We start from the raw sequence: 15,568 nt of genomic DNA, 5'->3' as shown, positions 1-15,568 counted from the left end.
TCAAGGAGTTTCCTGTGCAAGACAATAACGTGCTGGTCACCGACCATCGCTATGCCTCCACCGCGCGTTTCTGGCGCGAAAGCCTTTCCCAGGTCGCCGGCGTCTACCGGATCGCGGCGTACGCCCCGAGCCAGCAGGCGGGCAGCCCGCTGTCCCGCACGGTGCGGCTCACGCCCGCGTCGCTCGACCTGTTGCGGCGCATCGGCGACGGCGAGCTTGCCGAGTTCGCCGTCACGGCGGCGGGCATTGCGTTCCTGCTCTGGAAATACTTCCGGATTCCGGTCACGGTGCTCGGCACGCCGGCGCTGGCCGGGCATCCGTCGGCCGGGGCGGCCACCGTTCCGCTGATCATCGAGGTCCGTCCCGAGGAGCGCATCGAGGACTACCTGTCGCGCGTGGCCGGGATCGTGGAAGACAGCTACGCCGAGCCTCAATTCCCGCTGGAAACGCTCGTCCGCAACGAGAAGGACATGGCGCTCGCGCAGCTCACGAAAGTCATGCTGGCGGACGATCGGGTGCACCACGCACCGACCGGTCGCGACGACGACCTGCAGTTGCATCTGCGGCTCGCGCGCGGCGAAATCGAGCTTCGTTACAGCGCCGCCATCGAGCCTTTCATCATCGACGGTTTCGCCGGCAGCCTCGGCGCGGTGCTGGAGGCATTCGAACACCTCGACACGCCCGTCGGCGACATCGAATCGGCGCCGCCGGAAGAGGGCCCGCTGCTGGCCGCCTTCAACGAGACCGCGACGACCGGCCCCAGCCACCCGACGGTCGTCGACATGTTCGAAGCGCAGGTCGCCCGCACGCCGACGGCGCCGGCCCTGGTCACCGACAGTTCGCTGATGACCTACGCCGACCTGAATGCCCGGGCCAATAGCCTCGCGCATCAATTGCGCGAACACCACCGCGTCGGGCCGGAATCGCTGGTCGGCATCATGCTCGACCGTTCCGAATGGATGATCGTCGCGATTCTCGGCATCCTGAAGGCGGGGGCGGCGTTCGTGCCGCTGGACCCGGCGTATCCGGCCGAACGGATCAATCACATCCTCGGCGACACCGGCCTGTCGCTGCTGGTGACCCAGTCGAGCCAACTCGCGCAGTGGTATGAATTTTCCGGCGTGACGCTGCTGCTGGACCAGGAACTCCCCGGCTGGACGCCGCTGCCGGACAACCCGCCGCACCGTGCCGAACCGGCGCACCTGGCCTACGTGCTCTACACGTCCGGCTCGACCGGGAAACCCAAAGGCTGCCTGCTCGAACACCGGAACCTGGCCCACTACATCGCGTGGGCCGCCGCGTACTACTTTCCGGAAAGCACGACCGGCAGTTTCGGCCTGTACAGCTCGCTCTGCTTCGATTTCACGCTCACCAACATCTTCTGCCCGCTGGTGCGCGGCAAGACGCTGCGCATCTATCCGCAGTCGGAAAGCATCGACACCATCCTGGCCCGGATGTTCCAGCCCGGCAGCGGCGTCGATACCCTCAAGCTCACGCCCACCCACATTCACTTGCTGGAATACATGAACCTGGCACGCTCCGGCGTGCGCAAGGTGATCGTGGGCGGCGAGGAACTGACGCCCCAGCACATCGCCACGCTGCGCAAGATCGATCCCGCGATCGAAATCTACAACGAGTACGGTCCCACCGAGGCAACGGTCGGCTGCATCGTCGAGCGCGTCGAGGACGCGCCGCCGACGGTGCTGATCGGCCGGCCCATCGCCGACACCCGCGTGTACATGCTCGACGACGCGCTGCGGCCGGTTCCGCTCGGCGTGCCCGGGGAAATCTGCCTCGCCGGCGCGGGCCTTGCACGCGGCTATCACCAGCGGCCCGACGTCACCGCCGCGAAATTCGTCGAGCATCCGTTCCCCGGCGAAGCGCGCATCTATCGCACCGGCGACATCGGCCGGTGGCTGCCCGACGGACGTATCCAGTGCTACGGACGCGTCGACCACCAGGTCAAGATCCGCGGGCACCGTGTCGAACTCGGCGAGATCGAGGCCGCGATCGCCGCGCACGAGGACGTCGTCGGCGCGGCGGTCATGCTGCGCGAATCCGCCCACGGCGTGCGCAAGCTGGCGGCCTACGTCAAGGGCGCCGCGAGCCTGAGCGTTCCGGACCTGCGGGCCTATCTGGCCGGGAAGCTGCCGGACTACATGGTCCCGTCCGACATCATCCCGATCGCCGAATTCCCGCTCAACGCCAACGGCAAGCTGGATCGCCCGGCGCTCCTGGCGCTGGAGCCCAACAACGCCGCGCCCGACACCGCCAGCCTCGACGCCACGCCGATTCAGCTCGAGCTCGTGCGCATCTGGCGCGACGTGCTCGACAATCCGGCCGTCGATCTCACCGGCCGCTTCTTCGACTACGGCGGCGATTCGCTGCAAGCCATGCAACTGGTCTCGCGGATCTGGAGCAGCTTCTCCGTCGAGATCGGCATCGACGCGATTTTCGAACTCCAGACCATCAGCGCGGTATCCGACCTGATCGAAGCGTCGTCGCCCCACGCCGGTTCGACGGCCGGCACCATCGTGCCCCGCTCGCGCGCGAATGACCTGCCGCTGTCCTTTCCGCAGCAGCGGCTGTGGTTCCTCGCGCAACTGGAAGGCCCGTCGGCCACCTACAACATCTCGAGCGCGCTGCGCTTCGACGGCGAGCTGGACATCGCGCGCCTGCAGGCAGCCGTGTCCGAGATCAGCCGGCGTCACGAGATCCTGCGCACGACGTTTCCCGCCGTCGACGGCCGCGGAGTTCAACGCATCGCGCCGCCGGCGCCGGTCGCGCTCGACGTCGTCGATGTCGCCAGCGAGTCCGACACGCTCGCGATGCTCGCGGCGGAAGCCGACCGCCCGTTCGATCTCGCCGCCGGGCCGCTCTATCGCGTCGTGCTGTATCGCGTCCATGAGCGCCTGCACGTCTTCGGCATCGTGATGCATCACATCGTTTCCGATGCATGGTCGTCAGGCATCCTCATCGGCGAACTGGCCGCGCTCTATGCCGGCGAGTCGCTGCCGGAACTGGCCGTCCAGTACGCGGACTACGCCGTGTGGCAGCACGAGCGCCTGGCGTCCGCCGACACGCATCGGGAACTGGCGCTCCTGAGCGCCGCGCTGGCGGATGCGCCGGACCTGATCGAGCTGCCCACCGACCGCCCCCGGCCCGCCGTCCAGCAGTTCCGCGGCGCGGTCCTGCCGTTCCAGCTGAGCGGCGAACGCGCCGACGGCCTGCGCGCGATTGCCCGCGCGTCCGGCACCAGCACGTTCATGGTCGTGCTCGCCGCGTATGCGCTGCTCCTGTCGCGATACAGCAACCAGCAGGACCTCGTCATCGGCTCCCCGATCGCCAACCGGCGTTCCAGCATGACCGAGCCGCTGATCGGCTTCTTCGCGAACATGCTCGCGCTGCGCGTGGACCTGTCGGGCAATCCGACCTTCGGCGAACTGCTGGCGCGTGTGAAGCGCGTCGCGCTCGACGGCTACAGCCGCCAGGAGATTCCGTTCGAGCAGGTGGTGGACTCGCTCGCGCTCGAACGCAACCTGAGCCGCACGCCGGTGTTCCAGGTCGTGTTCGCGTACGAGAAAGCGCCGTCCCAGCCGGTGAGCTTCCCCGGTCTCGTGGCGACGCCGGTGGCGGTGGAGACCCACACCGCGAAGTTCGACCTCACGCTGCATGTGCAGGATGCCGACGACGGCCTCGCGGGCTCGCTGGAATACAACCTGGACCTGTTCGACGCCGCCACGATCGATCGCATGGCGGAACACTTCCGCACGCTCGTCGATGCCGTGATCGCCGATCCGGACCGGCCGCTCGGCGCGCTGTCGTTGTCGAGCGACGCGGAGCGGAACCGGCTGACCGTCGAGTGGAACCGCACCGACACGGATTTCGGCGAAGCCGCCGCGCAACCGCTGCATCGCCTGTTCGAACAGCAGGTCGAGCGTACGCCCGATGCCGTCGCGGCCGTCTTCGATGACGCCGCGCTCACCTACGCCGAACTCAACCTGCGCGCCAACCGCCTCGCCCACCGCCTCATTGCGCTCGGCGTCGGCCCCGATGCGCTCGTCGGCGTCACGATGGAGCGCGCCCTCGACATGATCGTCGCATTGCTCGCGGTCCTCAAGGCCGGCGGCGCCTACGTCCCCGTCGACCCCGAGTACCCCGCCGAGCGCGTGCGCTTCATGATCGACCACGCGCAGTTGCGCTGGCTTCTCACCCAGCAGCATCTGCGCGACGCGCTGCCTGAGACCGACGCACACGTGATCGTCGTCGATAGCGACTCGCTCGACCTCGATGTCGCGGCGACGTCCAACCCCGCGCCCGCGCTGAACGGCGACAACCTCGCCTACATGATCTACACGTCCGGCTCGACCGGCCGGCCCAAGGGCGCGCTCAACACCCATCGCGCGATCACCAACCGCATCCTGTGGATGCAGCACGCCTACGCGCTCGACGCCGACGATGCGGTGCTGCAGAAGACCCCGTTCAGCTTCGACGTCTCGGTCTGGGAACTCTTCTGGCCGCTCGTCACCGGCGCGCGCCTCGTGTTCGCCCGCCCCGGCGGCCAGCGCGAGACCGACTACCTGGTCGAGCTCATCGAGCGCGAACGCATCACCACGATCCATTTCGTGCCGTCGATGCTGCGCGCCTTCCTCGATCATCCGGACCTCGACGCGCACTGCGCGTCGCTGCGCCGCGTCGTGTGCAGCGGCGAGGCCCTGGCCCACGACCTGCAGCAGCGTTGCCTCGAGCGCCTCGACGTCAGCCTGTACAACCTCTACGGCCCGACCGAGGCCGCCGTCGACGTGACCGCGTGGGAATGCCGGCGCGACGACCCGCACCGCATCGTCCCGATCGGCCGGCCGATCGCCAACACCCGCCTCTACATCGTCGACGCGCAGATGCAGCCCACGCCGGTCGGCGTGCCAGGAGAATTGCTGATCGGCGGCACGCCGGTCGGGCGCGGCTACCACGGCGCACCCGAGCTGAGCGCCGAGAAGTTCATCGCCGATCCGTTCTCCGCCGACCCGCGCGCGCGCCTCTACCGCACCGGCGATCTCGCGCGCTACCGGCCCGACGGCAATATCGAGTTCCTCGGTCGCATCGATCACCAAATCAAGCTGCGCGGCCTGCGCATCGAACCCGGTGAAATCGAGGCGGCGCTGCGCACGCATCCGTCTGTCGACGACTGCGTCGTGATCGCGAAAACCGCAGGCGCCCGAACGTTCCTGATCGCCTACGTCGCGACCGCCGCGCCGGACATCGCCGATCTGCGCGGTTATCTGGGCGGCAAGCTCGCCGACTACATGGTGCCGTCGCAGTTCGTCGCACTCGAATCCTTGCCGATGCTGCCCAACGGCAAGATCAACCGCAAGGCGCTGCCCGCCCCGGCCGACGTGGTCGACGCGGCCCGGCCGCACGCGCCCGCCGTCACGCCCCGCGAAATCCTGCTGGCGTCGATCTGGCAAGACGTGCTGCAACTGCCTTCCGTCGGCATCCACGACAATTTCTTCGAACTCGGTGGCGACTCCATCCTGAGCATCCAGGTGATCGCGCGCGCCAATCAGGCGGGACTGCGTGTGACGGCGAAGCAGCTGTTCCAGCATCAGACGATCGCGCAACTGGCCGCCGCGCCCGAGGAGCGGGCAGCCTACGTGCCGACCTTGAGCCCGCTGGGCGATGCGCCGCTCACGCCGGTGCAGCACTGGTTCTTCGAACAGGAGATCGATGCGCCGTCGCACTACAATCAGACGGTCCTGATCCAGGTGCCGGCGGATCTCGACGCGTCGAGGATGGCCGACGCGTTCCGGCAAGTCTACGAACATCACGACGCGCTGCGACTGCGTTTCTCGCACGATGCGGGCCGCTGGACCCAGCATGTCGTCGCCGGCGGCGAGATGCCGGTGCTCTTTGCGAAACAGGTGATTGCCGGCGACGCCGGCGAGCGCCTGGCGGCGATGCGCGCCGCCGCCGCTGACGCGGAGCGCGGCATCGACATCACGCATGGCCCGTTGCTGGCGGCCCGGCTCTTCTGCCTGCCCGATGAGCCGCTCGCCCGCCTGTTCGTGTCGATCCATCACCTGGCGGTGGACGGCGTGTCGTGGCGCGTGCTCCTCGAGGACTTGCACGCCGCCTACCACGGCCAGCCGTTGCCCGCGAAGACGACTTCGTTCCGCGAATGGGCGTTGCATCTGCAGCAACTGGCCCGCTCGCCCGCCATCGGCGACGAAGCCCGACTGTGGCAAGCCCTCCTCGCGCAGCCCGTCGAGCCGATGCCGGTCGACTATCCGGCCGCGGGGGCGGCCAACAACGCAGTCGGCGAGGCGTCGTCCGTTTCATTCGAGCTGGACGAAGCCGACACCACCGCGTTGCTGCGCCGGCTGCCACGGGCCTACGACACCCGCATCAACGACGTCCTGCTCGTCGCGCTCGCGCAAGCCTGCAGCATGGTCACGGGCAACGCCCGCACGCGGATCGATCTCGAGAGTCACGGCCGCCACGTGTCGGATGCGCCGCTCGACCTTACCCGGACGGTGGGCTGGTTCACGTCCATCTACCCCGTCGTGCTCGACGCCGACGCGATGCACACGCCGGAGCAGGCGCTGCGTGCCGCGCGGCAGCAGTTGCGCCGGATTCCGGCCGACGGTCTCGGTTATTCGCTGCTCCGCTACCTGAGCCCCGACGCCGCCGTGCGCGACAGTCTCGCCGCGTTGCCGAAGGCCGATATCCTCTTCAACTATCACGGGCAGCTCGATACCGTGTTGCGGCAATCCGATGGCTGGCGCCCGGCGGCCGAAGACCTCGGTTCGCTGCGTGCCGGGCGGTCGCAGCGCACGCACGCGTTCGAGATCGTCGCCGCCGTCGTCGACGGCAAGCTTCAGGTCGACTGGCGCTACGGCGAGCGGCTCCACCGGCGGCAGACGGTCGAGAATCTGGCCGCGCACTTCAGGGACCGCTTGCTCGACTTCGCGGCGTCGGTCCCCGACACCGCAGGCGACGATATCGAGGACAGCTACCCGCTCTCGTCGCTGCAGCAGGGCATCCTGTTCCATTCTCTGTACGACCTGGATCCTGCCGCCTATTTCCAGCAGTTCAGCTTCGTCGTCAACGGCCCGCTCCAGGTGCCGGCGCTCCGGCAGGCGTGGGCCAATGCGCTCGCGCGCCATGCCGTGCTGCGCACCGCGTTCGCGTGGGCCGATCGCGACCAACCCGTCCAGACCGTGCTGCACACGGTCGAGCTGCCGTGGACAGTGCTTGACTGGCGGCACCGCGATGCGTCGCGCCGCGCGCAGGACTTCGATGCGTTCCTCGCCGACGACCGGACGCGCGGCTTCGATCTCCAGCGGGCGCCGCTGTTCCGCTGCACGCTGATCCAGGAAACGGACACGCGCCATCGCTTCTGCTGGAGTGCGCACCACATCATCCTCGACGGCTGGAGCACCGCGACCCTGATGAAGGAGGTGTTCGACGACTATCTGTCGCTCGCCCGCACCGGCACACCTGCGGTCGCGGCGTCGGCGCCGGGATACCGCGCGTACATCGACTGGCTCGCGCGTCATCCCCGCTCGGCCGACGAAACCTGGTGGCGCGCCGAACTGGCCGGCTTCCATGCCGCCACGCCGATCGCGGCCAGTCCGGCCCGGCAGGCGACCGGCGACGCCGCGCGGCAGGACAAGCGCCGGACCCAGCAATTCCTGCTGGACGAGGCGCTGACCGCGCGGCTGCAAGCGCTTACGCGTGCGCATCGCGTCACCCTCAACGTCCTGATCCGCGCAGTCTGGGCGCTGGTGCTGCGGCGCCACGCCGGAACGGACGACGTCGTCTTCGGCGTCACCGTGTCCGGGCGCCCGCCGCTGCTCGACGGCGTCGAGTCGATCGTGGGGCTGTTCATCAACACGCTGCCGTTGCGCCTGCGTATCGCGCCCGAGCGCCCCTTCATCGAATGGCTGGCCGAGGTCCACGCAGCCCAGACGGCGATGGAGCCGCATTCGTACAGTTCGCTGGTCGATATCCAGTCGTGGAGCGAACTGCCCGCCCGCGACAGCCTGTTCGACAGCCTGCTGGTCTTCGAGAACTTCCCGGTTGCCGCCGCCCCCGATCTCGGGCCGGACGACATCGAGATCCTCGACACCCGCGCGTTCGCGGAATCGAACTACCCGCTGACCCTGACCGTGCACCCGAACGAGCGCATCGGCTTCCATATTTCGCACGATGCCCACCGCGTCGCGCCGGATGTCGTGCGGCAGATGCTCGATACCCTCCGCACATTGCTCGAGCGATTCGCCGAGCACCCGGACCAACCGACCGGCCAGCTCGCCGATCCGCCGGCCGCCGACGGCCAGCCGAGCGCGCCGCGCGGGGCGGCCGGGCCGGCCATCGAAGCCGCCGCCGATGCGGCCACGGCGGCACGCGCCGTCGCGCCGACGGCGGACGAACGCACGTTGCTGGAGATCTGGCAGCGGATCTTCAAAAGAGACGACATCACGGTCAGCGACAACTACTTCGACCTCGGCGGCCACTCGATCATCGCGATCCAGCTGATGGCTCATGTCGAGAAGGCGTTCGATCGCCGGCTGCCGATTTCCTGTCTCTTCGAGAATCCGACGATCGAGAAACTGGCGGCGGCGCTGGCCGCGAAAGAGCCGGCCGCGCCCGCCGGCGGACTCGTGCCGATTCGCGACGGCGGCCCCGCCGCGCCGCTCTTCCTGCTGCCGGGCGCCGGCGGGAACGTGGTGTACTTCCACCCGCTCGCGAACCACCTGAGCGGCGCCCACGCGATTCACGGGCTGGAAGCGCTCGGCCTCGACGGCGCGTGCGAACCGCTCACCCGCGTGGAAGACATCGCGGCCCGTCATATCGAACGCATCTGGCCGCTGGTGGGCGCGGGTCCGTACTACCTCGCGGGCCACTCGTTCGGCGCGCACGTGGCGCTCGAAATGAGCCGGCAACTCGTCGCCAAGGGCGCCGACGTGAAACTGCTGGCGATCTTCGACGCGTCCGCGCCCATCGACAGCTCGGCCGCCACGTACTGGCAGGACTGGGACGACACCGAATGGCTGGTCGCGATCGCCCACGAAATCGGCACCTTCCTCGGGACCGACCTTCAGGTGACGCGAGCCGACCTCGTCCCGCTCGATCCCGACGACCAGGCCGGCTTGATCCTCGAGCGGATCGGCAGCCGCGGCAGCTGGTTCGCGGACGCCGGGTCCGACCGCCTGCGCGCCTACCTGCGCGTCTATCAGGCCAACTTCAAGTCGCACTACACGCCGCCAGCCACCCCGCTGCCCGTGCCGATCGCGTTGTTCCGCAGCACCGAGCGCGATCCCGGCGACTACGCGCCGTCGCCCGAGATCGCGCAGCTTCGCCTGGACCCGAGCTGGGGATGGTCCCGCTTCTCGGCGCTCCCCGTGGCGGTAACGGACGTCCCCGGTGATCACCTGACCATGCTGCTCGATCCGCATGCCGGTGCCCTCGCCGCCCATGTCAACTCGTTTCTGGAAAAAACACCCTCATGAAATTGAAATCAACGCCGACGATCGACAATACCTTCGCCCGCAAGGTCTGCATTAACCTGGACCGGCGCCCCGACCGCTGGGAAGCGATGCAACGAAAATTCGCAGAGCAGAACATCCTCACGGTGGAACGGCTGTCCGCCGTCGATGCAAAACGGGTGAGCGTGCCGGAATCGTTGAGCCATATGCGTCCGCAGGACTACGGCTGCACGATGAGCCATCTCGCCGCGGTGAAACAGGCGAAGGCCGCCGGCGCGAGCGAAGTCCTGATCTTCGAGGACGACGCGTTCTTCGACGCCGATTTCGCCGCGCGCTTTCCCGAGTTCATCGCGCAAGTGCCGGACGACTGGCACATGCTGTTCCTGGGCGCCTATCACTTCACGCCGCCGATTCCCGTCGCGCCGAACATCGTCAAGGCCGTGGAGACGCTCACCGCGCACGCGTACGTCGTCAGGGACTCGCTTTACGACGCGTTCATCGCGATCAACGAAAACCCGCCGGCGATCAACGACCGCAACAACCTCGTCCTGCAGCAGACATTCAATTGCTACTGCTTCGAGCCGAATCTGGTCGGACAGGAGTCCGGCTACTCCGACATCATGGATGAAGTGATGCCGGAAAAGCCGCTGACCTATTCGATGCCCATTCCGGACGGCTGGTGAAACCTGCAGCCCGTGCTCGCCGCGATCCATCACTCGACAGGCCATTGAAAATCATGCAAACCACCACCGTTGACCTCGAAGCGGCGTTCGTACAGGCCGCGCTGGATGCGCTTCACCGGGACTGCAAGCTCGGCGACGCGATTTCACTGGCTTACGGGAAATGCGAATCGACTGCCGGCGTGATCGACCTGATTTTTCCGTTGATCACGAAGAAATTGCGGATCGATTACATCCTCATGTACAGCATCGAAAGCAATCCGCGCACGCTCCTGCAATTTCTTCGTCAGATCGAGTCGCGGCTGGCACGGGACGAAAACTGGACGGCCGCCTCGGTCGAGGCCGCGTTGCGGAGCGTGGCCGATTCGTCGGACAGCGTCGGCTGGGAGCGTGCGCAGCGCCTGCTGAAGTGCTGCATCCTGTTTTCCGATTCGCCGCTGGAAATCGTGGAAAGCATCACGTTCCTCGGCAAGCACGAAACCTCGTCGAGGTTGAGATCAGCGGCAAGAAACGTCGAACTCAGCCACCTGATCAACTGAGACCTATTGGCCACTCATGGATTCCGCTCAAAGCAAATCGCCGCCCTGGCATTCCGCCGTCACCCTGATGTGGCGCAGTCATCCCTGGCTGACGCTGGGCACCGTCCTGACGGGCCTCGTCAGCGGCATCGCGTCGATCGTGGGCGTCGGGTTGATCAGCACCGTGCTGCACGATCGCGATGATCGACAGACGCTGTTGCTGATGTTCATCGCGGTGAACGTCATCGCGGTGGTCTGCAGGAGCGGCGCGGCCGTGATGCCCTCCTATGCCTGCATGAAAGTCATGACGAGATTGCGCGTCAACCTGTGCAAAAGGATCCTGGCGACCCCGCTGGATGAAATCGACAGACGCGGCGCCCCCAATGTCCTGACCATGCTGACCCAGGACATTCCGCAGCTGAGCCAGACGCTGCTCACGATACCGACGATCATCGTTCAATCAGTCATCCTGATCTGCAGCATCGCCTATCTCGCCTATCTCTCGTGGACCGTGTTCGCGTCGACGATCATCCTGACGATCGTCGGCCTGGTGCTTTACCTGTTCTTCTATCGAAAGGCGGTCAATTTCACGGAGCGGGTTCGCGACGAATTCGTCCAGTTCAACGAATACACCCATGGCCTCGTGTTCGGAATCAAGGAGCTCAAGCTCAACCGGGCCAGACGGCGCTGGTTTACCCGGGCCGCGATCGAATTGTCATCGAAGCGCGTGGCGGGATTCAATTACATCGAACGCTTCTGGTTCATGAGCGGCGACAGCATCGGCCAGATCACCGTTGCGGTCCTGCTTGGATTCCTGCTGTTCGGCGTACCTTCGCTCGGCGTCGTGGATCCCTCCGTCCTCACGGCGAGCATCCTGGCCGTGCTCTACATGCTGGGGCCCTTGACCATGCTGATCAATATCCTGCCGGTGGTGGCCGAAGGCAAGACCGCGCTCGCCCGGCTGGCGGAATTCGGCTTTCTGATCGACGACACGCAAGCTTCACACGAGGAACCGTTCCGTGCGGGCTCCGTGGAATCGCCGTCGGCGAAGTCATGGAAAGTCATCGAGTTGAAAGCGGTGACGATGAACTACCGTGACAACGCGTCGTCGGTCGACTTCGTGCTCGGCCCCATCGACATGACGATTCATGCCGGCGAACTCGTCTATGTGATCGGCGGAAACGGCAGCGGCAAGAGCACGTTGGGCAAGGTCCTCAGCGGCCTCTATGCGCCTACCGGCGGAACGATTTCCCTCGACGGAAAAATCATCGACGACGATGCCAGGGAGCAGTACCGAAACCTGTTTTCCGCCGTCTTCACCGATTTCCACTTGTTCAACCGGATCATCGGACCGGATCGGGGCAATGAAAGCATCGAGCTTGCCCGGAAATACCTCGACACGCTGAAGCTGGCGGACAAGATCGAGATTTCCGGCCGGACCTACTCAACCACCCGGGCTTTGTCGACTGGGCAACGCAAGCGATTGGCGTTGCTGTGCGCGTACATCGAGGATCGTCCGATTTATATCCTGGACGAATGGGCCGCCGATCAGGATCCGGTCTTCAAGCGATTTTTCTATGAAGTGCTGGTTCCCGACCTGAAATCCCGCGGGAAATGCGTCGTCATCATTACCCACGACGATCAGTACTTCAAGCTGGCGGATCGGGTCATTCGCCTGGATAGCGGCCGCATCTTCTCCGATACGGCCCTGTGTGCCGTCCGGGCCGAGGCTGCCGGATGAGCCGCGATCCGGATGCGGACAAGGTGCGCGCCGTCTGTCGCGGGCGGGTGGAACCGTCGTCGTGCGCCGGACCGGATTCGACGACCGGCGAGGCTTCGGCTGTCCCGGCAATCCGTTACAGACGCGTAAGCAGGCGGGTGTTTAAATCATGTCGGCATTCATGCGCACACGCGCAGCTTCAACGTCTCATCAGGAATCCCTTCATGGAGTTCAGCAGATTGTTCGCACACGTCGGCGAAGCGATCTCGAGCAGCGGGAGCCGACGCTTTCCCCGCATGATGTACAACCTGATCGCCGCGGCGGTCCCCGTCGACGAGATCCGCATTTCGGAGCTTGCGGTCGACGACGCGCCTGACGGCGATCCAGCGGTGCGCAGCCTCGGCGCGGTCGGCGCGGCGCTCGCGAAGGCCGGCGCGGCCGCTGGCTGTTACGGGCCGCAGATGCCGCCGCGCCCGGGCGCGCGCCCCCTGTACGTCGACGACACGCTCGCCGGCCACGACCCGATCCACGCGCAGCTCGACCGCTTCATCCTCATGCAGGCGGCGGTCGTGTCGCCGCGTTACGCGCAATTCCACCTCGTGACCCGCAAGCGGGGCCACTGTTATGTGATCTCGTTGTATCGCACGTGTACGTTCGACGATTTCTCGTCGCAGGAGCGGACCTTCCTCAAGGAACTCTCGCACGTGCTGTTTCCGATCGTCGAGAGCCACGTCGCGGCGCTCGATTCGGCTCCACCGGCCACCCGTGTGACCATCGCCGCGCCGCCGGCGACGCAATCGGGACGGGAGCGCGTGGCGCGGCGGTTCGCCGAGCGTCTGCAGCAAGCCGGCGTCAAGCTGTCGACGCGCGAGATCGAGGCATGCACGGCGCTGCTGGCCGGCGACACGGTGCCCGCCATCGCCATGCGTTTCGCGCTGCGCGAAAGCACCGTCGAGACCTACCTGAAGCGGGCCGCCGTCAAGCTGGGCTTCAGCGGGCGTCATGGCCTGACGCGCTGGATGCTCGACGAGACGGCCGGGGCCGCGACGGAAGCAGGCAGGGACGGCATGAGAAGCATGCGGCGCGACTACGCGTCGCCGCGCATCGGAACCTGAGAGCCCGCGACCCGAACACGCACATCCGGCGGCGCGGCATGCGTCAGGTGCCTCAGGTGCGGCACGCCAGGCACTTCAGCGCGCGCGACGCCGACGCAGGCGACGCGCGAAACACCATGGGACGGCTACCGCCGGCCTCCCCCTCGCGTCGCACGCCGGCAATCCGGCCGGCAGCACAACCCGCGCTGCCGCACCCGGCGACATCATCGTCATCGCTCGCGACGACGCGCGCAGGCGCGGGCACGCGCGGCCGCCATCCCGGCACGCCGGCCGGCGGCTTGCGTCGCGCGCCGGTAGTGTGTCGGCGTCACGCCGCCGACGCGCGCGGTACGGAATCATCGATCATCCATTTCGTGAGCCCGTGCCGGCCGCTGATGCCGAGCTTCACCGCGGCGCGCTTGATGTACGTCTCGATCGTGCTCTCCTTCACACCGAGCTCGCCGGCCATTTCGCGCAGCATCTTGCCCGCGAGCAGGCCGAGGCACACTTCGTTTTCACGCGCCGACAGCACGACCCTCGCGCGCGCGAGCCGCGATTCGAACTCGTGGCGCAGCGCCTCGACGCCGGGCAGGCCTGCCGTCGCACCGGGCGCCGTCGCGCATTCAAGCTCGCCGTGCCGACGCGTCGACGCATGCCACTCGACGAGCGGCAGCAGCGTATCGGCGAAATTCTTCAGGAACGACATCTCCTGCAACGAGAAGTCGCGATGCGATGCCGTGCGATGCAGCGAGATCACGTAGCGGCGATTCGCCTTGCCCGACACGAGATGGCACTGAAATCCGCCGCCCGGCCCGCGCGGCGGCGTGACTTCGCCGCCATTGCCGCGCCGCATCAGCGGATTGATATGAATGAGCTGCCGGTCGCAGGCCGCCAGGATCCGGTTCAATGGCGGATGCGCTGCCGGTTCCCGCTCGCATTGCGCGGCCGGCGCGCCACGCGCGTTGTCGCCCGGCGCGCCGAACGCGCCGAGCGATTGCACGCGAACGACTTCGCCCGCCGGCTCGTCGAGCGTCCATTCAGTCATCCGGGTGATCGCGAGCGGAATCGATTCGACCAGCAATGCATGCATGTCGGATGCGAACCGCTCACTGCCGGCGCTCGAAATCACCTTCCCGAGCTTCGCGAACATCTGACTCTCCTTGTTGTGCGTGCTTGAGGACATGGCGCAACGCCAGCGCGGGCGAGCCGGCACGGTGTGCGCGGCGCGCGTCGGGTCGCGCTGCGGCGCGCGCGTTCTCAGGCGGGCAACGCGCCGCCGCCAGTGCGCGCCGATGCGTCCGGCTCGCGCGAAACGACGGCGCGCCGTTCCCGGTTCAGCCCGATGCGAGATCGCGCGCGGGCACGGGCGCGGCGGCCGTGTTCCACTCGGCGGCCGGCTGCGATTCGCCCGACGGATCGGCGACCCGTTCGCGAACGCGCCCGCCCGCGATCCGGAACACGCCATGCGCGTGCGAACGATCTCCAGGCGCGGCGAGCACCGCCTCGTCACGGACGATCGAACCGGCCGATGACGAGCGTGAAACCGGCACGGTGTTTCCTCCGTATCGGCCAGCACGAGGCGATCGGCGCCGCCTTGATGAGCGTTCATGACGGGCGAAGCCGCACGAGGCCGAAACGTCCATTTCAGTCGATGCGCGTTGCCGGATGAAAACGCGCCGCCGCCGGACGTGCTGAAGACCTGAATCGGAAAACCCGGCGCCGACTCGAAGCGGGCGCGTCCCCGGCGAATTCAACGAAAAATCTCGATCGAAAAGAGAAACGATTCTTTCCATTGAATTTGATCCATGTATATCCCAGCCGCGTATGATAGCGACGATTCAAGACATTTGCAGTTTCCGCGACATCTATTTTTTTAAATCACATCGTTCGCGAACCGGATATCAATCGATCTGCGAGCCGCTTATTAGCATTATTATGAATACACGGATAAATCGACATCCGTTTACCACGAACTTTTGTAATAATCCCCCAAGCGGCGCATACCACGAATTTCTGCCCGGGAGCCGTATTCGAGAGAGGAATTGTCGGATTTCACCATCCCCTCACT

The 15,568-nt window shown here is 66.6% G+C and carries 7 protein-coding genes; 5 read left to right on the top strand and 2 right to left on the bottom strand.

The window, feature by feature from the left end:
* The first annotated feature begins 14 nt into the window (after positions 1-14).
* Genes CFB82_RS34525 through CFB82_RS34505 form a run of 5 tightly spaced genes read left to right on the top strand, consistent with a single transcriptional unit; the run spans position 15 to position 13,521 of the window.
* A complete protein-coding gene (locus CFB82_RS34525; protein ID WP_089486886.1) occupies positions 15-9,512 on the top strand; it encodes a non-ribosomal peptide synthetase in 9,498 nt (3,165 codons plus the stop codon).
* Positions 9,509-10,171, top strand: coding sequence for a glycosyltransferase family 25 protein (locus CFB82_RS34520; protein WP_235986551.1), 663 nt, complete (start codon positions 9,509-9,511; stop codon positions 10,169-10,171). The genes CFB82_RS34525 and CFB82_RS34520 overlap by 4 nt, the downstream gene beginning before the upstream one ends.
* The gene (locus CFB82_RS34515; protein ID WP_256990601.1) at positions 10,168-10,707 is read left to right on the top strand and encodes a hypothetical protein; all 540 of its coding nucleotides are present in this window, start codon (positions 10,168-10,170) and stop codon (positions 10,705-10,707) included. The genes CFB82_RS34520 and CFB82_RS34515 overlap by 4 nt, the downstream gene beginning before the upstream one ends.
* 16 nt (positions 10,708-10,723) lie before the next feature.
* Positions 10,724-12,427, top strand: coding sequence for a cyclic peptide export ABC transporter (locus CFB82_RS34510; protein ID WP_089486884.1), 1,704 nt, complete (start codon positions 10,724-10,726; stop codon positions 12,425-12,427).
* Positions 12,424-13,521 carry a helix-turn-helix transcriptional regulator gene (locus tag CFB82_RS34505; RefSeq protein WP_256990600.1) on the top strand — a complete coding sequence of 366 codons (1,098 nt, stop codon included), beginning with the start codon at positions 12,424-12,426 and terminating at the stop codon, positions 13,519-13,521. The genes CFB82_RS34510 and CFB82_RS34505 overlap by 4 nt, the downstream gene beginning before the upstream one ends.
* 307 nt (positions 13,522-13,828) lie before the next feature.
* Here the strand turns inward: CFB82_RS34505 and CFB82_RS34500 are convergent, their stop codons facing one another.
* Both CFB82_RS34500 and CFB82_RS34495 read right to left on the bottom strand, forming a co-directional pair.
* Positions 13,829-14,650: a helix-turn-helix domain-containing protein gene (locus CFB82_RS34500; protein WP_373558887.1), complete on the bottom strand. Its 822-nt coding sequence runs from the start codon at positions 14,648-14,650 to the stop codon at positions 13,829-13,831.
* A 184-nt stretch (positions 14,651-14,834) separates the two neighbouring features.
* Positions 14,835-15,050 carry a hypothetical protein gene (locus tag CFB82_RS34495; RefSeq protein ID WP_089486881.1) on the bottom strand — a complete coding sequence of 72 codons (216 nt, stop codon included), beginning with the start codon at positions 15,048-15,050 and terminating at the stop codon, positions 14,835-14,837.
* Between the last annotated feature and the right edge of the window lie 518 nt (positions 15,051-15,568).

The organism is Burkholderia sp. HI2714 (genome assembly GCF_002223085.1).
GTDB classification, from domain to species: domain Bacteria; phylum Pseudomonadota; class Gammaproteobacteria; order Burkholderiales; family Burkholderiaceae; genus Burkholderia; species Burkholderia lata_D.
The sequence above is the reverse complement of the archived record's forward strand: the minus strand, read 5'-3'. Positions and strand labels throughout refer to the sequence as shown.

Bases quoted from the DNA above. Each gene is read 5' to 3' on its own strand.
- CFB82_RS34500 (WP_373558887.1), bottom strand. From the start codon at position 14,650: ATGTTCGCGAAGCTCGGGAAGGTGATTTCGAGCGCCGGCAGTGAGCGG.
- CFB82_RS34520 (WP_235986551.1), top strand. From the start codon at position 9,509: ATGAAATTGAAATCAACGCCGACGATCGACAATACCTTCGCCCGCAAG.
- CFB82_RS34510 (WP_089486884.1), top strand. From the start codon at position 10,724: ATGGATTCCGCTCAAAGCAAATCGCCGCCCTGGCATTCCGCCGTCACC.
- CFB82_RS34505 (WP_256990600.1), top strand. From the start codon at position 12,424: ATGAGCCGCGATCCGGATGCGGACAAGGTGCGCGCCGTCTGTCGCGGG.